The 20301-nt window shown below is 69.5% G+C and carries 25 protein-coding genes and 1 tRNA gene; 9 read left to right on the forward strand and 17 right to left on the reverse strand.

Features of this window, described 5'->3' with window-relative positions; translation table 11 throughout:
* Positions 1–138: 138 nt before the first annotated feature.
* The 9 genes from ACFWY6_RS29245 to ACFWY6_RS29285 all read right to left on the reverse strand — a co-directional run bounded on the left by ACFWY6_RS29245 (position 139) and on the right by ACFWY6_RS29285 (position 5686).
* The gene (locus ACFWY6_RS29245; RefSeq protein ID WP_384696442.1) at positions 139–879 is read right to left on the reverse strand and encodes a hypothetical protein; all 741 of its coding nucleotides are present in this window, start codon (positions 877–879) and stop codon (positions 139–141) included.
* Between the two features lie 113 nt (positions 880–992).
* Complete coding sequence (locus ACFWY6_RS29250) at positions 993–1853, reverse strand: RNA polymerase sigma factor SigF (protein ID WP_384696445.1); 861 nt, start codon at positions 1851–1853, stop codon at positions 993–995.
* Between the two features lie 244 nt (positions 1854–2097).
* The gene (locus ACFWY6_RS29255; RefSeq protein WP_384696448.1) at positions 2098–2952 is read right to left on the reverse strand and encodes an RNA polymerase sigma factor SigF; all 855 of its coding nucleotides are present in this window, start codon (positions 2950–2952) and stop codon (positions 2098–2100) included.
* 199 nt (positions 2953–3151) lie between these two features.
* Positions 3152–3445, reverse strand: coding sequence for a Dabb family protein (locus tag ACFWY6_RS29260; RefSeq protein WP_266864697.1), 294 nt, complete (start codon positions 3443–3445; stop codon positions 3152–3154).
* Positions 3446–3477: 32 nt separating this feature from the next.
* Complete coding sequence (locus tag ACFWY6_RS29265; RefSeq protein WP_135331551.1) at positions 3478–3657, reverse strand: hypothetical protein; 180 nt, start codon at positions 3655–3657, stop codon at positions 3478–3480.
* 387 nt (positions 3658–4044) lie between these two features.
* Positions 4045–4129 (reverse strand) — tRNA-Ser (locus tag ACFWY6_RS29270).
* Positions 4130–4186: 57 nt separating this feature from the next.
* Positions 4187–4618, reverse strand: a complete 432-nt coding sequence (gene tadA / locus ACFWY6_RS29275; protein ID WP_384696490.1) for a tRNA adenosine(34) deaminase TadA — start codon at positions 4616–4618, stop codon at positions 4187–4189.
* 75 nt (positions 4619–4693) lie between these two features.
* Positions 4694–5266, reverse strand: coding sequence for a hypothetical protein (locus ACFWY6_RS29280; protein ID WP_384696493.1), 573 nt, complete (start codon positions 5264–5266; stop codon positions 4694–4696).
* 201 nt (positions 5267–5467) lie between these two features.
* Entirely contained in the window at positions 5468–5686 is a 219-nt protein-coding gene (locus ACFWY6_RS29285) for a hypothetical protein (RefSeq protein WP_384696452.1), read from the reverse strand.
* A gap of 120 nt (positions 5687–5806) precedes the next feature.
* On the opposite strand from ACFWY6_RS29285, the gene upp reads away from it, so the two are divergent.
* Positions 5807–6442, forward strand: coding sequence for a uracil phosphoribosyltransferase (gene upp, locus ACFWY6_RS29290; protein WP_160505979.1), 636 nt, complete (start codon positions 5807–5809; stop codon positions 6440–6442).
* Positions 6443–6461: 19 nt separating this feature from the next.
* Here upp and ACFWY6_RS29295 read toward each other — a convergent pair whose 3' ends face one another.
* The 4 genes from ACFWY6_RS29295 to ACFWY6_RS29310 form a co-directional block, all read right to left on the reverse strand.
* The gene (locus tag ACFWY6_RS29295) at positions 6462–7109 is read right to left on the reverse strand and encodes a LytR C-terminal domain-containing protein (protein WP_384696455.1); all 648 of its coding nucleotides are present in this window, start codon (positions 7107–7109) and stop codon (positions 6462–6464) included.
* 112 nt (positions 7110–7221) lie between these two features.
* Positions 7222–7518, reverse strand: a complete 297-nt coding sequence (locus ACFWY6_RS29300; RefSeq protein WP_003955420.1) for a type II toxin-antitoxin system VapB family antitoxin — start codon at positions 7516–7518, stop codon at positions 7222–7224.
* Positions 7519–7840: 322 nt separating this feature from the next.
* The gene (locus tag ACFWY6_RS29305) at positions 7841–8020 is read right to left on the reverse strand and encodes a YegP family protein (RefSeq protein ID WP_384696458.1); all 180 of its coding nucleotides are present in this window, start codon (positions 8018–8020) and stop codon (positions 7841–7843) included.
* Between the two features lie 131 nt (positions 8021–8151).
* Positions 8152–8736, reverse strand: a complete 585-nt coding sequence (locus tag ACFWY6_RS29310; protein WP_266864707.1) for an HhH-GPD-type base excision DNA repair protein — start codon at positions 8734–8736, stop codon at positions 8152–8154.
* A 169-nt stretch (positions 8737–8905) separates the two neighbouring features.
* Here ACFWY6_RS29310 and ACFWY6_RS29315 point away from each other — a divergent pair, with 169 nt between their 5' ends.
* Positions 8906–10507, forward strand: a complete 1602-nt coding sequence (locus ACFWY6_RS29315; protein WP_384696461.1) for an ABC-F family ATP-binding cassette domain-containing protein — start codon at positions 8906–8908, stop codon at positions 10505–10507.
* Between the two features lie 97 nt (positions 10508–10604).
* On the opposite strand, the gene ACFWY6_RS29320 is transcribed toward ACFWY6_RS29315, so the two are convergent.
* Together ACFWY6_RS29320 and ACFWY6_RS29325 are read right to left on the reverse strand one after the other, a co-directional pair.
* The gene (locus tag ACFWY6_RS29320) at positions 10605–11804 is read right to left on the reverse strand and encodes a flotillin family protein (protein WP_384696464.1); all 1200 of its coding nucleotides are present in this window, start codon (positions 11802–11804) and stop codon (positions 10605–10607) included.
* A gap of 13 nt (positions 11805–11817) precedes the next feature.
* Positions 11818–12072 carry a hypothetical protein gene (locus ACFWY6_RS29325; RefSeq protein WP_360777461.1) on the reverse strand — a complete coding sequence of 85 codons (255 nt, stop codon included), beginning with the start codon at positions 12070–12072 and terminating at the stop codon, positions 11818–11820.
* 95 nt (positions 12073–12167) lie between these two features.
* Between ACFWY6_RS29325 and ACFWY6_RS29330 the strand changes: the two genes are divergently transcribed.
* On the forward strand, positions 12168–12701 hold the full coding sequence (locus tag ACFWY6_RS29330) for a GNAT family N-acetyltransferase (protein WP_384696467.1): 534 nt from the start codon (positions 12168–12170) through the stop codon (positions 12699–12701).
* On the opposite strand, the gene ACFWY6_RS29335 is transcribed toward ACFWY6_RS29330, so the two are convergent.
* On the reverse strand, positions 12665–13588 hold the full coding sequence (locus ACFWY6_RS29335) for a LysR family transcriptional regulator (protein WP_384696470.1): 924 nt from the start codon (positions 13586–13588) through the stop codon (positions 12665–12667). The genes ACFWY6_RS29330 and ACFWY6_RS29335 overlap by 37 nt on opposite strands.
* 124 nt (positions 13589–13712) lie before the next feature.
* On the opposite strand from ACFWY6_RS29335, the gene ACFWY6_RS29340 reads away from it, so the two are divergent.
* Both ACFWY6_RS29340 and ACFWY6_RS29345 read left to right on the forward strand, forming a co-directional pair.
* Positions 13713–14192, forward strand: a complete 480-nt coding sequence (locus ACFWY6_RS29340) for a cupin domain-containing protein (protein ID WP_384696472.1) — start codon at positions 13713–13715, stop codon at positions 14190–14192.
* Between the two features lie 196 nt (positions 14193–14388).
* A complete protein-coding gene (locus tag ACFWY6_RS29345) occupies positions 14389–15768 on the forward strand; it encodes an FAD-binding oxidoreductase (RefSeq protein WP_384696475.1) in 1380 nt (459 codons plus the stop codon).
* Between the two features lie 54 nt (positions 15769–15822).
* On the opposite strand, the gene ACFWY6_RS29350 is transcribed toward ACFWY6_RS29345, so the two are convergent.
* Positions 15823–17256 carry a condensation domain-containing protein gene (locus ACFWY6_RS29350; RefSeq protein WP_384696479.1) on the reverse strand — a complete coding sequence of 478 codons (1434 nt, stop codon included), beginning with the start codon at positions 17254–17256 and terminating at the stop codon, positions 15823–15825.
* 522 nt (positions 17257–17778) lie between these two features.
* Here ACFWY6_RS29350 and ACFWY6_RS29355 point away from each other — a divergent pair.
* The 4 genes from ACFWY6_RS29355 to ACFWY6_RS29370 all read left to right on the forward strand — a co-directional run bounded on the left by ACFWY6_RS29355 (position 17779) and on the right by ACFWY6_RS29370 (position 20176).
* Positions 17779–18033 (forward strand): hypothetical protein, encoded by a 255-nt coding sequence (locus tag ACFWY6_RS29355; RefSeq protein WP_266864721.1) that lies wholly within the window; start codon positions 17779–17781, stop codon positions 18031–18033.
* Positions 18034–18327: 294 nt separating this feature from the next.
* Positions 18328–18693, forward strand: a complete 366-nt coding sequence (locus ACFWY6_RS29360) for a hypothetical protein (protein WP_384696482.1) — start codon at positions 18328–18330, stop codon at positions 18691–18693.
* A gap of 372 nt (positions 18694–19065) precedes the next feature.
* Positions 19066–19317 carry a hypothetical protein gene (locus ACFWY6_RS29365; RefSeq protein ID WP_384696485.1) on the forward strand — a complete coding sequence of 84 codons (252 nt, stop codon included), beginning with the start codon at positions 19066–19068 and terminating at the stop codon, positions 19315–19317.
* Between the two features lie 508 nt (positions 19318–19825).
* A complete protein-coding gene (locus tag ACFWY6_RS29370; protein ID WP_384696487.1) occupies positions 19826–20176 on the forward strand; it encodes a hypothetical protein in 351 nt (116 codons plus the stop codon).
* Positions 20177–20301: the final 125 nt, after the last annotated feature.

Here is a 20301-nt window from a genome sequence, read left to right on the forward strand (position 1 = left end):
AAATTCGGATTGGTGGGGGCTTTCGGGGTGGGGGGGGGGGGGGGGGGGGTGGCGATTATGTGGGGGGCGCGCCCCTGCCGATCGGGGGCGCGGGGAACTGCGCGACCAGCCACATGCGGCCCGCAGTCGAAAACCCCGCTACTTCCACTTCACGGAGACGTCCCGAGTCTCCACATGCATACCCAGCGGCACCCGCCACGCGTCCACGCACACGGTCCAGGTCTTCTCCACCCGCTTCCCCGCCCCGATAGGCGCAGGCAGCTTCTCGACGGACTCAAGCGTCGCCCAGTCGACGCCAAGCGCCCCGATGACGTGCGTCTCAAAGGTGACCGTGCCCGAACGCACCACCGTTCCCCCGGTGTTGCGGAAGGCGATGGTCACTTTCTCGCACCACCGGTCCTCCGCAGGCTTCAGCTCAGGTTCGCCGACACTCAGCTTCGCGGGCCCGGGAGGCGGCGCACTGGTGCCGGGCGCGGACGGCGTACCCGAAGGCCCTTCCGTACGACCGGAGTCGTCACCGCCACTGGAAGGCGTCGAGCCGCCGTTCTCGGCCGGAGCATCGGAACTCGCGGCATCACCGGCCGACTTGCCGCCGGGCGAGGCACCGGCAGGGCTGCCGTCAGAGGAGCCGCTCTCCTCCGGACCCCGGGAGGAGGAGCCACCCTCCTTGCCGCCGGGCGGCGCCTCGCTGCCGTCCAGCGGGACCAGCTCGACATGCCCGGTGGGCGCCACGCCAGGACCCGCCTTCTCCGGGCGCTGCGCGGCCGCACCGGTGGCCACATAGCCGTCGCCGCCCCCGCCGCCGCAGGCGACAAGCCCACCGCTCAGGCTGCCGCCCAGGCACAGCGCAGCCGCTAGGTTCCGTATGCCACGTCGCATCGCGCCAGTGTGGCTGACGGTCCGTCACTTAGGAACCCCGTCAGCAACACCGGCCACCCCGCGGCGAATTGACCACCGGCGACCACCGGCGACCACCGGCGACAACCGGCGACTCAGTCGGCGATCAGCCCTTCCCGAAGCTGCGAGAGAGTCCGGGTGAGCAGCCGGGACACATGCATCTGCGAGATGCCGACCTCCTCGCCGATCTGCGACTGCGTCATGTTCGCGAAGAAGCGCAGCATGATGATGCGGCGCTCGCGCGGCGGCAGCTTGGCGAGCAGCGGCTTGAGCGACTCGCGGTACTCGACGCCTTCCAGGGCGCTGTCCTCGTACCCGAGACGGTCCGCGAGGGAGCCCTCGCCGCCGTCGTCCTCGGGGGCGGGTGAGTCCAGCGAGGACGCGGTGTACGCGTTCCCCACCGCGAGGCCGTCGACGACGTCCTCCTCGGACACCCCAAGCGCCTTGGCGAGCTCCGGCACGGTCGGCGACCGGTCGAGGCGCTGCGCCAGCTCATCGCTGGTCTTGGTCAGCGCGAGCCGCAGCTCCTGGAGGCGGCGCGGGACGCGCACCGACCAACTCGTGTCGCGGAAGAAGCGCTTGATCTCACCGACGACGGTCGGCATCGCGAACGTCGGGAATTCCACGCCGCGTTCGCAGTCGAAGCGGTCGATCGCCTTGATCAGACCGATCGTGCCGACCTGGACGATGTCCTCCATCGGTTCGTTGCGGCTGCGGAAGCGCGCCGCCGCGTACCGGACGAGAGGGAGGTTCAGCTCGATCAGCGTGTCGCGGACATAGACACGCTCCGGGCTGTCTTTGTCGAGTGCGGCGAGCCGCAGGAAAAGGGAGCGGGACAGGGTGCGGGTGTCGATGGCTCCAGAAGCCGTGGTCACGGCTTCGGCTGGAAGCGCGTCGGGCGCGGTTTCGCTCTTCGTGAGCGTGAGCACCTTCGAGCTGCCCTGGTCTGCGGACATGCCACCCCCTTGAGGTCGCGGACGGTCACGGCGGACGCTCCCGTCGGAGGAACGCAGCCTCCACCTGAATACCGGACGTGGGGCTGCGGCAAACGCGGTTCCAGCAGAATGTCACATGTCGGCAACACGCTGTAGTTACATGTCGACAAAGAAGGGTGACATCACCGCAGGAGAGAGGGGGTGCGGGGGATGTGGACGCGAAGGAATGTCGAGAACCGCGCGAGGCGCGATCCACTCGATACGGTTACGCCTCGATCCGGTTTGCGGATCGCAGTCGCGCGAAGCTTCTGGCCAGCAGTCTTGACACATGCATCTGGGAGACGCCCAACTCCGCGCTGATCTGTGACTGTGTCAGATTGCTGTAGTAGCGAAGGAGCAGGATCCGCTGTTCGCGCTCGGGCAGTTGGACGAGGAGATGGCGGACGAGGTCGCGGTGTTCGACACCGTCGAGCGCCGGGTCCTCGTAGCCGAGCCGGTCGAGCAGACCGGGCGGTCCGTCGCCCTCCTGCGCCGCCTCCAACGACGTTGCGTGGTACGAGCGTCCGGCCTCGATGCAGGCCAGGACCTCATCCTCGGTGATCCGAAGGCGTGCGGCGATCTCCCCGGTCGTGGGTGAGCGCCCGAAGGCCGTGGTGAGGTCCTCGGTCGCCCCGGTCACCTGCACCCACAGCTCGTGAAGGCGGCGCGGGACGTGGATCGTTCGTACGTTGTCGCGGAAGTACCGCTTGATCTCGCCGACCACGGTGGGCATCGCGAACGTCGGGAACTGCACGCCGCGCTCGGGGTCGAAGCGGTCGATGGCGTTGATCAGGCCGATCGTGCCGACCTGGACGACGTCCTCCATCGGCTCGTTGCGGCTGCGGAAGCGGGCCGCCGCGTACCGCACCAGCGGCAGATTCGCCTCGATGAGGGCACCGCGCACCCGGCCGTGCTCGGGGCTGCCCGGTACGAGCGTCTTGAGCTCGGCGAAGAGCACCTGCGTCAGGGCCCGGGTGTCGGCGCCTCGGGTGCTCGGGGTGCTCGGCGTGCTCGGAGCGCTCGCTTGGGGCGTCACGGGTGGTGCTTCAGGCGCAGTACTGGCCGGCACGGTCAACGCCACCCCTTCTCGGTCAAGCACAGTCGAGCTCAGTCAGGATCAGCCGACCTCGTTCAACCCGTCCGTCAAAAGCGGTCATAGCATCACAAGACATGTGCACTGTGTGCAAGCACCCGATAACTACGTGTTGAGGGGCAAGTTGGGGCTTAAGACGCAGAAAAGCCCCTCACCGTTCCGGTGAGAGGCTCTTTTGGCTGACGGCTCAGAATTCGTAGTCCGCGATCACCCACGTGGCGAACTCCCGCCACAGGGCGACGCCCGCCTGATGGGCCGGGTGCTCGATGTACCGCTTCAGCGCATCGGTGTCCTCGACCGCCGAGTTGATGGCGAAGTCGTACGCGATGGGCCGGTCGGTGATGTTCCAGTCGCACTCCCAGAACGTCAGCTCCGGGATCTGCTCGCCGAGCGCGCGGAAGGCCTTGACGCCCTCGACGACGCGCGGCTCGTCGCGCTGTACACCGTCGTTGAGCTTGAAGAGGACCAGATGGCGGATCATGCGGGACTCCTGGGAAGGCGGGGACGCGCCGCTCAGTCCTTGCCGCCGTTGGCGACCCACGTCATGAAGTCGCCGATGCTCTGAGCGGCACTCGAGACCGCCTCGAAGCCTATCTGCACGTAGTCGGCGGCCTTGGCCGGGTCAGTGATGATCACGTACAGGATGAAGACGACGACCGCGAAGAGCCCGACCTTTTTCCACTGCACCGCCACGCTCTTCGGCCTCCCCTTACGCGCGTCCCGTGTGACCCCTGTGACGGGCGAGAGTCTAACCCGGCGTGTCCTCACAGGGCTTTTAAGGACCAACGGCCCCATGGCACAGGCCCTTTGCCGGACTTCGCCCGGTACCGGGGGGAGCAGGATGGGTGATGTGCCCCAGCGGATCTGGCAGGAATCCGCGGGCACGGGACTGGCCCCGCTGCGGGGTCACGCGCCGTCGGCTTCCCCCCCGGATGACGGCGCTGACTTGAGGGTTCCAGTCCTCATCGGGGGGAGCGGCTTGTCCCCCCGATGCCGCTTCCCCCGGCCTGACTTTCACGGCACATTCACCACCAACGACGAAGGGCCCCGTCCACTGGACCGGGCCCGGCGTGCTGAGAGCGGTAGCGGAGGGATTTGAACCCTCGGTGAGTTTCCCCACACTCGCTTTCGAGGCGAGCTCCTTCGGCCGCTCGGACACGCTACCGAGAGGAACTCTAGCCCAAAGGTGCCCGTGGTCTGAAATCCGTTTGGCTCAGCTGGCTCAGCGTGTGCGGAAGAAGCGGGTGAGAAGCCCCGCGGCCTCCTCCGCGAGGACTCCGTGGACCACCTCGGGCCGGTGGTTGAGCCTTCGATCGCGTACGACGTCCCAGAGCGAGCCCGCGGCGCCCGCCTTCTCGTCACGCGCTCCGTAGACGACCCGGTCGACGCGCGACTGCACGAGCGCGCCCGCGCACATGGTGCAGGGCTCCAGGGTCACGACGAGCGTGCAGCCCGTCAGCCGCCACTCGCCCAGCGTCTCGGCCGCCCGGCGGATGGCGAGCACCTCCGCGTGCGCCGTGGGGTCGCCGGTCGCCTCGCGTTCGTTGTGGCCCGCCGCGAGCACCGTCGTGCCGTCCGGGGACAGCACGACGGCGCCGACGGGCACGTCGCCGCCCCGGACGGCCAGTTCGGCCTCGGCCAGGGCGAGCCGCATGGGCGCCCGCCAGCGGTCGCGTACGGGGTCGGGCGTCTGGTCGGTCTGGTCGGTCTGGTCGGTCACACCGGGAACCTAGCGGACGGTCTCCAGCACCTCCGCCGCCCCGAGGATCTCGGCGATGTCGTTGAGCGCGTCACCGGCCTCCAGAGCGAGCAGCTCCTTCTCCGGTACGCCGAGGTCGGTCAGGAGCTCCGTGTCGCCGAGCGGCCCCGCGGGCACGGCGTCGCCGCCGGAGCCCTCGGTGTCGTCATCGTCGCCGTCGGATCCCGCGCCGGCCTCGGACGCGGCGGGTTCGCCGTCCTCCGTGCCGTCGAGGTCGAGGGCGTCCAGGTCGACCCCCGGATCGTCGGCGCCCGGCTCACGGCCGAGCATCTCGTCGGTGAGCAGGATCTCTCCGTACGAACTGCGGGCGGCCGCGGCCGCGTCCGAGACGTAGATACGAGGGTCCTCCTCACCGTCCACGCGGACGACGCCGAACCACGCGTCTTCCTGTTCGATGAAAACGAGCACTGTGTCGTCGTCGTATTCGGCCGTGGCTTCACGGGCCAGGTCGGCCAGATCCGCCAGGGTCTCCACATCGTCGAGCTCCGTGTCGCTCGCTTCCCACCCGTCTTCGGTGCGCGCGAGCAGTGCGGCGAAGTACACCGTGACTCTCCCACTGGTCATAGACAGTGCCGGTTGACGGTTTGGGTGTCCCCCCGGCGAGTTCGGGGAGCGGGGGAGTGGCTCAAGCCCCGCCCACTCGGAATCGTGGCAGAAACCACGGCTTAAGGAGAGGTCTTCCGCCCGCTGTGTCCGCGTCGCGTTTCGCGGACGGCTCCCCGTTGCCTGCCTGAGAGGTGGTCGCTACCAGCGGAACGTGCGCATACGCATCTGCTGACGCATCCGTGCCGCCCGGGCGCGGCGCGGCTTCACACGGTCACGCAGTTCGCGCGCCTCGGCCAGTTCGCTGAGGAACTGGGCGCGGCGGCGCCGACGCTCGGCCTCGGTGTCAGGGTCGAGGTCGCTCTCGTGGGCGCCGCGCGGCGCCGCGTCGGCCGCGCGCTCCGGCTCTTGCTCCGCCATAGGCCACACCACCCCAGGTCGTACGTCCACTTTCCCCCGGATGGCGGGTTTGATGCCACCGCGAGGCAGTCGGAGCGCGAGGGAGTCCGGGTGGTCCGGGGCGCGGTTACTGTTGAGGGCATGCGGATCCACGTCGTCGACCACCCGCTGGTGGCGCACAAACTCACCACGCTGCGCGACAAGCGCACCGACTCCCCGACCTTCCGGCGCCTCGCCGACGAGCTGGTCACCCTGCTCGCGTACGAGGCCACCAGGGACGTGCGCACCGAGCAGGTCGACATCGAGACCCCGGTCACGCCGACGACGGGCGTCAAGCTGTCCCACCCGCGCCCCCTGGTCGTGCCGATCCTGCGCGCGGGGCTCGGCATGCTGGACGGCATGGTGCGGCTGCTTCCGACCGCCGAGGTGGGCTTCCTCGGGATGATCCGCGACGAGGAGACGCTGCAGGCGTCGACGTACGCGACGCGGATGCCGGAGGACCTCTCGGGCCGCCAGGTCTATGTCCTGGACCCGATGCTGGCCACCGGCGGCACGCTCGTCGCGGCCATCCAGGAGCTGATCAAGCGCGGCGCGGACGATGTGACCGCCGTGGTGCTCCTCGCCGCGCCGGAGGGCGTCGAGGTCATGGAGCGCGAGCTCGCGGGCACGCCGGTGACGGTCGTGACGGCGTCGGTCGACGAGCGGCTCAACGAGAACGGGTACATCGTGCCGGGGCTCGGCGACGCCGGGGACCGGATGTACGGGACCGCGGAGTAGCGCTCAGTAGTCGTAGCGCTCAGCAGTTCTTCTTGCCGCTGGACGTCGAGGGCGTCGGCTTGGGCTTGGCGAGTACCGCCAGGGCCTTGTCGGCGTCCTCTTTCTTTGCCAGATCCTTGAACTGCGTGCCCAGGATGAGGTCGACCTCGCCGCTCGTGCGGGCGTCCGTGCGCTGCTCGGTGCCGGCGAGCTGGGTGCCGAGTACGGGGATCGCGGTGTCCGTGGCGGCCTTGGCGCCGAGCAGTATCCCGGTGCCCTTGACCTTCTTGTCGTACTCCTTCGTCGCGTTGCCCACCTTGCCGATGGTGAAGCCGCGCTTCTTCAGCTCGGCCGCGGTGTTCTTGGCGAGGCCGCCGCGGGGCGTGGCGTTGAAGACGTTGACCTTGATCTGGCCCGGTTTGGGCAGCGGCTTCGGCGCGGGTGCCTTGGCCGAGGGGGCCGCCTTGGGGTCGCAGCCGGCTCGCGGGCCCGCGGCGGTGGCCTTGTCGCCGCCGGTGAAGACGTCGATGAGCTGCAGGGTTCCCCAGCCGACCAGACCGGCGGCGACGACGGACGCGACGACCGCGAGCACGATCCTGCGGCGGCCGTGGTTCCGGCGCATACGCGGATATTTGGCCCCAGTGATGCGGTACTTGCGGCCCATGCCGGGGGGAGTGAGCATGCTCATGGGCGCAGCGTAGTGCGGCAACGCCTTGATGCCTACTAGATGATCATTGCCTCGGGCGCAGCCCAACCCGAAAGGGCCAACAGGGGACTGCCGCGGGCCCCGGCCCTGGGGCTCAGCCCAGTTCGAGGACGCGGGCGTGCAGCACCTGGCGCTGCTGGAGCGCGGCGCGGACCGCGCGGTGCAGTCCGTCTTCCAGGTAGAGGTCGCCCTGCCACTTCACCACGTGCGCGAAGAGGTCGCCGTAGAACGTCGAGTCCTCCGCGAGGAGCGTCTCTAGGTCCAGCTGGCCCTTGGTCGTCACGAGCTGATCGAGGCGGACCGGGCGCGGCGCGACGTCCGCCCACTGCCGGGTGCTTTCCCGGCCGTGGTCGGGGTACGGCCGGCCGTTTCCGATGCGCTTGAAGATCACACGGAAAGCCTACCGGTCAAGGCTCTCCGGGCGCAGCCATGGAGACGGAGTGCGACGCCGGGAAAAGGCGCAGTAAACCGGGGCAAACCGGGAACACTCCAGCCGGGAGCAGGGGCCGAAGTGAGCGACAGCAAGCCGATGTCGTCCATGACGGGTGTCACAAACCCCTCTAACGTGTCTTCGCCTGTCACGGGAGTGACGACCGGAACTGGGGCTTCCGGCCCTCTGGGTTGTGCGTGGTCACATGCCGAATCCGAGGCTCGCACGAGCCACGCTCAAGAGCCCCCGGCGCAGCAGCGTCGGGGGCTCTTCGCCTGCCCGCCTAGTCGTTCTCGACGACCTGAGCACCGGGAGCATGGGACTTGACGGACTCGACACCGTTCAAGCAACCGGCCTTGCTTTCGTACGCCTCGCCGACGGCGATGATCTCGCCGTTCCCTGCCTTGAGCCGGAACCGGTACTTGCCCGCGCCGTCTTTGTAGACCTCGAACTTGCCTGCCATCACACATCACCTCTCGGTCAGGCCCCCTGCGGCGACGCTAAGAGCGGACGAGCGACACCGCAGCCCGGGGCGTCCGAAGGGGTGGTCCGCGAGCAGTGAAGGACGTACCCGGCGCCTCCGCGGAGTTTCGGCTACTTGCCGGAGGCCTTCGCGGCGGCCTTGAGCTGCTGCTTGTGGGTGCGGACCTTCTGGAGGGACTCCGGGCCCGTGATGTCCGCGACCGAGCGGTACGCGTCCGCCTCGCCATAGGCGCCCGCCGCCTCCCGCCAGCCGGCCGGGCGTACGCCCAACTGCTTGCCCAGCAGGGCGAGGAAGATCTGCGCCTTCTGCTTCCCGAAGCCGGGGAGTTCGTTCAGGCGCTTGAGGAGGTCCTTGCCGTTCGCGGCGCCCTCCCACACGGCGGTGGCCTCACCGTCGTAGTGATCCACCAGGTACTGGCACAGCTGCTGGATCCGCTTGGCCATCGACCCGGGATAGCGATGCACCGCAGGCTTGGCGGAGAGCAGCTCGGCGAACGCCTCGGGGTCGTACGCCGCGATCTCGTGCGCGTCCAGATCATCGGCGCCGAGCCGCTGCGCGATCGTGTACGGGCCCGAGAACGCCCACTCCATGGGCACCTGCTGGTCGAGCAGCATGCCGACGAGCGCCGCCAGCGGACTGCGCCCGAGCAGCTCGTCCGCGTCCGGCTGCTGTGCAAGGTGAAGGGTCACGTCCATGAGTCGATGATCTCCCGCGGGCAACCCCTCCGCACGCCCGGGTAAATGCCGTGCGGCCCAAGGGCTGCCGCCACTACCCTCGCCGCATGTCTACGCCCCGCATCTCCTAGCCAGGACACCGGTCTCAACAGCACCCGTGTGTCCAAAAGCTACTGCGGAGCGTAGATAAATGATCACCGCCCGTCGCGTTGACGTCCGCGTCGGCCCCCGCCTTCTCCTGGCGGACGCCACCTTCCACATCGCCCCCGGCGACCGCATCGGCCTGGTAGGCCGTAACGGAGCCGGCAAGACCACCCTCCTGAAGACCCTGGCCGGGCAGGCCGACCCGGCAGCGGGCTCCATCACCCGTACCGGATCCCTCGGCTACCTGGCCCAGGACCCCGGCGCCGCCGACCCGGCGGCGACCGTCTCCGCCCGCATCCTCTCCGCCCGCGGCCTGGACCGGGCCGCGCACGCCCTGCGTACCGCGGAGACCGCGATGGCCGACGCGAGCAGCGCGGCGGAGCAGCGGCGGGCCATGGCCGCGTACACCCGTGCGGAGGAAGCTTTTCAGGCCGGCGGCGGGTACGCCGCCGAGGCGGAGGCGGCCCGCGTCGCCGCCGGTCTGGGGCTTCCGGAGCGGGCCATGGAGCAGCCCGTGGGCGACCTCTCCGGCGGCCAGCGGCGCCGCGTGGAGCTCGCCAGGATTCTGTTCTCGCGCCACGACACGCTGCTCCTGGACGAGCCGACCAACCATCTGGACGCCGACTCGGTCGGCTGGCTGAGGGGATATCTGGGGGCCTGTCCGGGCGGGCTCGTTCTCATCAGCCATGACACCGGACTCCTCGCGGACACCGTCAACCGCGTCTTCGCGCTCGACCCGGGCCGCGCCGTCATCGACGTACACAACACGGGATGGCGGACCTACCTCGCCCAGCGCGCGGCGGATGAGCGGCGGCGTGCCCGCGAGCGGGCCAACGCGGAGCGGAAGGCGGCCTCGCTGCGCAGCCAGGCGGAGAAGATGCGCGCGCATGTCTCGACGGCCACCGCGGCGAAGAACATGGCCCGGCGTGCGGACCGGATGCTCGCCGAGACCGAGCCGGTGCGGCGGGGCGAGCGCGTCGCGCGGATCCGGCTTCCCGAGCCCGCGCCCTGCGGGCGGACGCCGCTGGGGGCCATCAGTCTGACGAAGGCGTACGGCGGGCGGCAGGTGCTCGCCGGGGTCGATCTGGCCGTCGACCGGGGGAGCAGGCTCGTCGTCCTCGGGTTCAACGGGGCGGGCAAGACCACCCTGCTGCGGCTCCTCGCGGGCGCCGAACTCCCGGACGGCGGGCGGGTGATGCACGGGCACGGCGCCCGGCTCGGCTACTTCGCGCAGGAGCACGACACCCTCGACGGGGACAGGACCGTACGGGAGAACCTGGCCGCCGCCGCGCCGGGACTCACGGACGGCGAGGTGCGCGGCGTCCTCGGTTCCTTCCTCTTCCGCGGGGACGACGCCGACAAGCCCGCGAGGGTGCTCTCCGGCGGCGAGAAGACCCGGCTCGCGCTGGCCGGGCTCGTCCACTCGGGAGCGAACGTGCTGCTGCTCGACGAGCCGACCAACAACCTCGACCCGGCGTCGCGCGACGAGGTGCTCGACGCGGTCGGCACGTATCCGGGCGCGATCGTGATGGTGACGCATGACGAGGGAGCCATCGACGCGCTGCGGCCGGACCGGGTGCTGCTCCTGCCGGACGGCACGGAGGACCTCTGGGGTCCTGAGCACCGGGAGCTGGTGGCCCTCGCCTGATGCGGTCGGCGCCGCTCACAGGGTAGTTACGCGAGCGGCCCGTCGCCGGGTGTGTGATCGATCCCCGGCGGCGGGCCACTGTTTCCTGCGGCGCGCGCTACTCGATCTCGACCGGGCCCTCGCTCTTGCCGCCGCCGTCCGCGTCCTGGCGCTGCGCCGGCGCCCCCAAGTACCGCTTGAGGTCCACGGATTCAGCCGTGCCCGAGCCCGTCCCCGCCGGCGTGCCCAGGTTGTTCCGTACCGATTCCAGGATCGTCAGGCCCTGGCCGACCAGCCCGGCCGCGATCTCGCCGAGGCCGTCCGCGCCGTTCAGTACGTTGACGTTGGCGCCGGAGAGGCCCGTCGCCGCCTCCTTCACGATCAACGGCAGCTGGTCGATCAGCATCCGGTCGAGCGCGACGCGGTCGTACGACGCCGCCGCCTCCGCCTGGATCTTCATCCGCTCGGCCTCGGCGAGGGCAAGGACCCTGATGCGCTCGGCGTCCGCCTCCGCGGGCTTGACCACCTCGGCGACCAGCTGCTGCTGGCGCAACTGGGCGGCGCGCTCGGCCAGTTCGGTCCGGGCGTCGAGCACCTCCTGCTGGGCGTGCGCCTCCGCGAGGGGGCCCGCCTGGGCGGCCTTGGCCTGGGCGCGCTCGACCTCGGCGGAGTACTCGGCCTGCACGATCGCGGTCTGCCGCGCGTACTCGGCCTGGTTCCGCGCGGCCTCCTGCTCGGCCTCGGCGGCGGCCTGGGTGGCCTTCGCCTGGGCGATCTGCGCCTGGCGCTGGATGGCGGCCTTGTGCGGGGCGGACATGGCGTCGATGTAGCCCGTGTCGCCGTCGTCGATGGACTGGATCTGCAACGAGTCCACATGCAGACCGATCTTCGCCATCTCGGACTTCGAGGTGTCCAGGACCTCGGTGGCCAGCTTCTGCCGCTCGGTGACGATCTCCTCGACCGTCATCGAGCCGATGATGGACCGGAGATGGCCCGCGAAGATCCGGCCGGTCAGAACGGACATCTGGTCCTGGTCGGAGAGGAAGCGCTGCCCCGCGTTGACGATGCTCTCCGTGTCGTTGCCGACCTTGAAGGCGATGACGGCGCGCACGCTCAGGGCGATGCCCTGCCGGGTCACGCAGTTCTCAACGACCTCCGCCTCGCACATCGAGAGGGTCAGGAAGCGGGTCTTGCGGAAGACGGGCAGCACGAACTTGCCATGCCCTGTCACCACACGGAACGGGGCGCCCCCGAGACCTCGCCTGCCACCCGAGATCAGCATCGCCTGGTCAGGGGCGGGAACGCGGTAACCGAACATGGATCGACTCTCCTCAACCGGCGTCGCCGGCACTGTCGCCGGTCAACGCGTCCAACGGGTCAGCCCACTTGATGACATCGACCTGGCGGCTGCCCCGTGACTCGATCACGAGCACGGCGGCGCCGTGCGGCAGCGGCTCGTCGGACCAGGCGAGAAACGTCTCGGAACCTCCTCGGATCCGCACCAGGACCTCACCGGGCCCCGCGGATCCGCGGGTGCCGATGACGAGTTCACCGGTACAGCCGATCACAGCCTCATCCGGCGCCACCATTTCGCGGCCGCCTCCCCCGTGTCATGCAGGCTCTGTCCGCTCCCGACTTTACGCGCCCGGCATGCCGACGGCCCATGTGCTTGCATACGTTGATGAGGCCCGCCCAAGACCTTCGTATCCGTTCCCGTCACGCGTCCGACCTCGACGCCTGTGTGCGGGCCCTCGCCCAGGTGCACGCGCTCGACGGCTACCCGGCCGACTGGCCGGAGCGGCCCGCCGACTGGCTGGCCACGGCCGGCCCCGTCGGGGCCTGGGTCGCCGAGCTCGACGGGCGGATCGCCGGGCACATCGTGCTCAGCCCCGGCGCGCCGGACGACGTGGCGCCCGCGCTGTGGGGCAGGCGCGCGAGCGGGGAGGCGACTGCCGTGGTCAGCAGGCTCTTCGTCGCACCGGATGCCCGTGGGTACGGGATCGGGGCGCGGCTCCTGGAGCGGGTGGTGGCGGAGGCCGGGGAGCTGGGACTCCACCCGGTCCTGGACGTCGTCGCGTCCGACACGTCGGCGACCGCGCTCTATGAACGTACGGGCTGGCGCTTTCTCGGTACGGGTGAGCAGTGCTGGGGCCCGCAGCGGTGGGTCACGGTGCGGTGTTACGCGGCACCGGCCCCCGCCCCGTCCCCCAGCTGAGCCACCGCGTCCCGCAGCGCCGCGACAAGACCCCGCAGGGCGGGACTGTCCGGCGCACCGGCGCGCACCGCCGCGTAGATCGAGCGGATCGGCACCGGGTTGTGGACCGGGCGTACGACCACGCCGGAGTGGTGGGCGTCCAGGCCGAGTCGGGGGACGAGGCTGACGCCGAGACCGGCGGCGACGAAGCCCTGCGCCGTGGCGTAGTCGCCGCTCTCCACCACGAAGTCCGGGCTGTAGCCGGCCGCGCCGCAGGCGTCGAGGATCGGGTCGAGGCAGGGGCCCGGCGATTCGCTGGCCACCCACGGCTCCTCGGCGAGGTCCGTCAGTTCGAGCAGCGGCTTGGCGGCCAGGCGGTGCCCCGCGGGCAGCACCGCGTGGTACCGGTCGTCAAGGAGGTGGATGAACCGCACGCCGTCCACGTCGGGTTGGCCGCCGGGACGGACCACGAGCGCGATGTCGGCCTGCCGGCCTTGCACATCCGGCATCGGGTCGTCCGGGTCGGACAGCTTCAACTCGACCTTCACCCGCGGCTGTTCGCGCCGCAGCGCGGCGATCGCGGGCGCCACAAGGGCCGTGCCCGCCGTGGTGAAGTACCGCATCGAGACCCGCCCCGTCCGCCCGGCCCGCAGCTCGGCGAGGGCGGTCTCCGCCTCGGCGACGTGCTTGCCGATCGCCACCGCGTACTCGGTGAGCAGCCGCCCGGCGTCCGTCGGCCGCACCCCGCGTCCGGTCCGCTCCAGGAGGGCGATGCCCGCCTCCTTCTCCAGGGCGGCCATCTGCTGGCTGACCGCGGAGGGTGTGTACCCGAGGTTCCGCGCGGCGGCGGTGACGGAGCCACTGGTGACCACCGCCCTGAGCACCTGCATGCGCCGGATATCAAGCATGCAGCCCAGCTTAATCCTGCCCCGGAACGATTTCGTACAACTAACGAGATCGATGCCCCGGCGCTGGATAGGGTCGGCGCCGGGTGCCACACAACTGCCCGTGTCACGAACGAAGGAGCGGAAGATGTCCTATCCGGAGCCGCGCTACCTCGGCGAAAAGGGCGAAGTCAACGCGGTGTTCAGGTCGGCCGACCAGGAGCCCGAACTGGTCGGCCCCGGCGGCAACCGCACGCACTACCTCGCGACGCACGCCTCGACCGGCGGCGAATTCGGCCTCTACAAGGTGGACTTGGGCCCCAAGTCCCCCGGCCCGAGCACCCACTTCCACAAGTCGATCTCGGAGTCCTTCTTCATCCTGTCCGGCCATGTGCAGCTCTACGACGGCGACCGCTGGGTCACCGCGGGAGCCGGCGACTTCCTCTATGTGCCGGTCGGCGGGCTGCACGCCTTCAAGAACGACAGCGACGACCCCGCCTCCATGATCATGCTCTTCTCACCGGGCGCCCCGCGCGAGGAGTACTTCGAGAAGGTGGCGGAGATGGCCCAGAAGGGCGGCGAGGAATTCGGCGAGTTCCTCGTCAAGCACGACAGCTTCTTCGTCTAGGGACGAGAGCCGCCCTGCCCGTCCCGGTGCGGCCCCGCCCAAATTGCGGGCCCCGTCGGCCGGCGGGATGCTGGAGAGGTCAGCTCTGCGGCTGACGGGGGGCGCCAGGACGCCGGCGCGCAACCGCTCACCGACGGCCCGACAGGGGCGAGCCCGGGTGGGGCAGCGGTCCGCGTATCGGCAAGGAGCGACCGTCATGGACGGCACCACGCTCGACGACATGAGAAACGCCCTGCGCGGCCCGGTGATCGGCCCGCAGGACTCCGCGTACGACGACGCCCGCAAGATCTACAACGCGATGATCGACAGGTATCCGGCCGCCATCGTGCGCTGCTCGGATGCGGCGGACGTGATGGCCGCCGTCGACTTCCTCCGCGAACGGGACCTGGAGCTCGCCGTCCGGGGCGGCGGCCACAGCGGCCCGGGGCTCTGCGAGGTCGACGACGCCGTCACCATCGACCTGTCGCCGATGCGCTGGGCCCGCGTCGACCCCGTCGCGCGGACGGCCCGCGTCGGCGGCGGCAGCCGGCTCGGCGACCTGGACCACGCCGCGCACGCCTTCGGCCTCGCCACCCCCACCGGCATCATGTCGACGACGGGCGTCGGCGGCCTCGCCCTCGGCGGCGGCCACGGCCACCTCACCCGCAAGTACGGCCTGACGATCGACAACCTCATCGCCGCGGACGTCGTGCTCGCCGACGGCAGCTTCGTCGTCGCGAGCGAGTCGCAGCACCCCGACCTGTTCTGGGCCCTGCGCGGCGGCGGCGGGAACTTCGGCATCGTCACGTCGTTCCGCTTCCGGCTGCACCCGGTGGACGACGTGGTCGTGGCGGTCACCCTGTGGCCGGCCGACCAGAGCCGCGAAGTGCTGCGCTGGTACCGCGAGTTCCTGCCCCAGGCGCCCGAGGACCTGAACGGCTTCTTCGCCGCACTCGCCGTGCCGCCCGCCCCGCCGTTCCCGGAGGAGATCCACGGCCACCGGATGTGCGGCGTCGTGTGGTGCTGGCTCGGCGACCCGGAGGACGCCGACGACGCCATCGCCGCCGTGCACGAACCGGGAAAGCCGATCTTCCACTTCACGGCACCGATGCCGTACCCGGCGCTGCAGAGCATGTTCGACGAGCTGATCCCCGCCGGCCTGCAGTGGTACTGGCGCGGCGACTTCTTCGACGAGATCACCGACGACGCCGTCGACGTGCACGCCAAGTACGCCGAGAACCTCCCCACCGACCTCTCGACCATGCACCTCTATCCCGTCGACGGGGCCGCCTCCCGCGTCGACCCGGAGGACACCGCGTGGTCGTACCGCGACGCGGTCTGGTCCGGAATCATCGGCGGCGTCGACCCCGACCCGGCGAACGCGGAGACGATCAGACAGTGGTGCGTCGACTACTGGGAAGAGCTGCACCCGCACTCGATGGGCGGCGCCTACGTGAACTTCATCGGCGACGGCGAGGGCCAGGACCGCGTGAAGGCCACCTACCGCGACCACTACGCCCGGCTCACGGGCATCAAGAACGCCTACGACCCGGCCAACTTCTTCCACGCCAACCAGAACATCGAGCCGGACCGGTGAACCACAGGGCCACCGGCCCGGCACGAAGGAGCGCACCGGGCGAGTGACACTCCGTCAGACCATGTCGTGCACCGCGTGTGATGCCGGTTCGCGCTCAGCGCGTTGCTCGCTGGCCACTGCGAGGATGACGTCCCGCAACCGCTCGCAATACAGCCGCATGTTCTTGTAGGCGGCGTCGGTTTCGGGGTAGCGACAGGCGAACCACAGGCCTTCTTGGAGCCGGTTGAGCCAGACGCACACCTGGTCGCCGTAGGACACCCTGATGAGTCCGTAAGCCGTCCGCTCGTCCCAGCGCTCCGATCCGGGGATGCCTCGCGCGTCGACGTACGAGACGATCGAGTACAGGTCGGGCGAGGTCGGGCGGAAGTCCGAGCCGAGCAGGCGCAGTACTCGGGCGAGGGGCATACGTGCCAGCGACCTGTTGGCCCGCAGCTCGGCACGCACGGCTGTCAGGGCAGCGGGGAAATCGGGTGCCTGGTCCATGGGGATCTCGATCGGCGCGCCACCGACGTACCAGCCCACGGAGTCGCACCACTCCGACTTCACCCGGGTGTGGAACGGCATGACGGCGCGGTAGACGGGCTGTCCGCCGATCTCGTGGACGATGAGGCTGGTGGCGGCCAGGATGCCGACGAGGCTGCCACCGAAGGGTCGGCAGTACGCCTCGAACTCCGCGGCGGTGTCCGCGTCGACGAGCATCTCGCGCATGAGCTTCTGCGTGGGCAGGGTCCCGCCGGGCTTCAGACCGAGTTCGACGGGGAAGTTGGGCAGCTTCCCGTCGCACCGCCGGATGAACTCCCGCCAGCGGCCGACGATCGCGTGAGTGTCGTCGATCCGGTCCGCTTCCGCCCGCTCGATCTCGCAGAAGTCGACGTAACTGCCGACGGGCGGCTCCTCCACGGGGCGGCCCTCGACGGCTGCCGCGTAGAGCTCGTGGATCTCGGCGGGGAGGCGTTGGATGGAGTAGGCGTCGACGTTGCTGTGGTCGAAGGCCATGTACACGCTGGCGCCGTCGTCCCTGATGACCGCCGTGTAGAGGAAGTTGGGCCAGCGCAGCGCGTTCGCGGCGGCGTCGAAACGGTCCTGCAGGTGCTGGACGAGCTGCTCCGCGTCGGGGAAGTCGCCGACCACCTCGCGGTGGAGTGACACGGCATCGGTGTCGAGCGTGAACCGGCGCATCTCGTCGCCGTCCCAGCGGAAGCCGCTGCGCAGCGTCTCGTGCCGGAGCGTCCAGCCGCGCAGCGCGCCCTGCAGCGCGTCGAGGTCGACCCTGCCCGGGATGTCGAAGGCGGTACCGAGCCAGGTCGGCACGAACAGGCCGTCCTCCTGCACGGATCGGGCGGTCCTGATGTGCGACTCCTGGACGTACGCCGGCGGCCGGGGGTCCTCCGGAAGGCCCGCCGCCGCCGCGACGGTCGCCGGACTGAGCGCCCACTCGACAAGCCGTCCGGGCCGGACCTCACAACGCTGGATGTCGGTCATTCGCACGGGCGTCTCCGTTCGCAGTTGGAGCCCTGATCGGGTGGACCCGATCAAGGGAATGCCGTGACCGCCAACAGAGTCTCCTGGAACATGATGCTTTCCCACCTTTGAGTGGATTAAGTGATCGGCGGGTGTGAGCCAATTGGTTGAGGGCGCTGCGTTCCTTCGAATGGAACTCGTTGAACCCGGAGTTGAGGCACTCGGGGGCCCCATGGGTTTGGTCAAGCTGATGGTGCGGGTTGCGGGTCGTAGAAGGGGCCGTCGCGGAGCATCGCGAAGAGGAAGAAGGCCTTAGACCGGACAGCGCCGATGTCGCTGACGTCGATCACGTGCGTCCTCCGGTCGTCCTCACCCGGCCGTCCCACGGCACCGATCGCCCGACCTTCAGCGTCCCCGTATGCACCCAAGTCCGCGCTTGGACACGGGACATCCGACGGCATGGAATCCCCCGGATAACTACTGCTAGTGTTCGCCCGGTCACGGTAGGCAATCAGCCTCAACGTACTGGCAATGAAGGACCGAGGTTCCATGGGTAAGTTTCAGCAGGCAGCCATGATCGCAGCGGTAGCGGCCGGCGGTCTGTCCGCCATCGGCGTCGCCGCCGGTACCGCCTACGCCGACGGCAATGCGAAGGCGTCCGACCTCTACCGCCCCTACCAGGAGTGCAGCCCGCAGACGGGGGGCGAGGCCAACGTCCCGCTCGCCGTGCTCGGTCTCGCCGAGACCTTCGACACCACCTGCGGCCAGTACAACAACGCCTTCACCACTCGGCTCTCTGACTGAGGTCGGCGGCGTAATCGTGCACGACGCTCCGCGCGAGCGGGGTCACCCCTGAAGGGGTGCGTCGCACGGCGGACGTCGCGGAAGTCGCCCTCTGCAGCATCGCGTTCCTCGGCGCCGGTACCGCCCACATTGACGGAGGTACAGGCGGCGACTATCGGCTCGGCGCGAAATGGACCCGAACGTCCCGGACATGGGTCGGACGCCGGAGCCCGCCCCTCCGATATCCCCAGGGCCCGGCGCGGCCGATTGGCCGCGCGGGGCGCCCGGGGTACCCCCCACAAAGGAAACGCATCAATGTTCAGCATGAAGCAGATCGCGGCCGCCTCGGGGCTTCTTGGCGGCCTCGTCGTGACCTTTACCAGCGGCGCCCAGGCGTCTGCCGCGGGCGCCTGCCCTGTCGACAGTCAGGGCAACACCACCTGCGTCCAACGGACCATCCAGACGCCCGACGGCGAACGGTTCGTCATCCGCCAGGACAAGTGCACACCGGTGCAGCCCTTGACGTTGCCCGTCGTCGGCCTTCTGAGCGGTGGGCAGACGCGGCTCGGGCCCGAGGTGACCTGTTCCCCCGACTCGCCCAAGCAGACGGCGGCACCCGTCAACACGGCACCCGAAAACAGTGACGAAATTCCGGCGGGACTGGTGCGCCTGCTGGGCTGAGCCCTGGGCGGAACCTTCCGGCGCCTTCCTCACCTTTCAAGCAGCGGATGGCCGGACCGGGGTAACCGGGGCCGGTCATCCGCTGCTTCTGCGTCCGCGCGTCGGCGGGCAAACGGGTGACTGTCCCTCACCTCCCGTGACTCGACCCCGAGGCGGTGTCGTTTCAAGGGGGAGCGGTGAGCCCACGACCGGCAGCCCTACCAGCCGCCTCATCCCCCTTCGAGTCCGCGCCGGGCGGACGGAGGGGTGCCTCGCAATAGGCCGACACGCACAAAAAGGACCCAAGATCCCAAATGGCTACGATGCGTGTGTATATGCTCACATTAAGTAGTCAAGCCAGGGCGTCACGCCCAGCTAAGAAAGGGTCAAACTATGCGCAAGTTTCAGCGGGCCGCGGTTGTAGCCGCAGCGGTCGCAGGGCTCTCCACCCTCGGCGCCGGCGTCAGCTTCGCTCACGGCGGCGACGACGGTGGGATCACCGCGATTGCTTCCTCGCAAGCCAACGCCGTGGCCAACTGGGGCGGCCCGCAGGGTCACCCGCACGGCGGCCCCCACGGGGCTCCGTGGTTCGCGCCGCAGAACGGTGTCAGCTACACGCCGCAGGGTCACGGCGGACCGCAGTAAAGAAGCACCGAGGGCTCGATGCGCAAGTTGCAGCGGGCTGCGGTCGTAGCCGAAGCGGTCGCGGGGCGAGTGGCTCCGTACCCCACGCCACAGTGGGCCCCATAAACCGTTTCGCAGGTGCCGCGCCGCAGCCCGCACGCTGGTCGACCCAGCAATCGGTCGCCTCGCGGACCATCGCGTCGCGCATCGCCTCGGAGTGCCACAACAGGCGCATCGACGTCTGCCAGAACACTGCAGGCACCGTATGCAAGTCGCACGATCTGAATGTCCATCTCCTGGATCAGCTCGGGCAGCTCAACGGTTTGCTGGACAACACCCTCAACAGCAAGGCAGCCCGGGCGCAGCAACCCCACCAGGGTGCGCGCCCGGGCTGCATCAAATGCCGTCGCCGGACGCAGCTGAAGACGCGTCAGGCGCTGGATCCCGTTAGTCGGAAGCTTTCCACGGCTCGGGCGCACGCCGATCAACGGCCCTGGCGCCCGGGCCTCGATTGTAAGGAGCGCAGCACATGTTCAGCCGGCAGAAGATCGCAGCCGTCTCGGGGCTCCTCGGAAGTCTCGCCGTAATCTACGTAGGCGCCGAGCAGGCGTACGCCCATGAACGCCCACGCGATTGCAAGACCAACGTCGCCAAGGGTGAAACCATCTGCATTCGCAAGAGCGAGACAATCCACACCGACAAGCACGGCAGGTACGTCATCAGGCAGACGCAGGAATGCGAGACGGTCAGCCAGCCGCCGTATCCGTTGCCCAACGACAGCGCGCTGAGCAAAGGATCCAAGCACGTCGGGCCGGTTCTGGAATGCTCCAACAAGACGCATCTTCCCAAGGGCTTCAAGCGACCTCACTTCACGTTCTGAGGCGCAATCGGCGAATGTCGGGCCGGGTTCCGCTCCCCGGGCGACATTTATGATTTATTGGTTTTCGTTGGACCCGAACAATACCTTTCATAGGCGATATTTCCCAGGGGTTGCCGGCGGTATAA

It is taken from the genome of Streptomyces sp. NPDC059037, from assembly GCF_042740015.1.
Classification (GTDB): Bacteria; Actinomycetota; Actinomycetes; order Streptomycetales; family Streptomycetaceae; genus Streptomyces.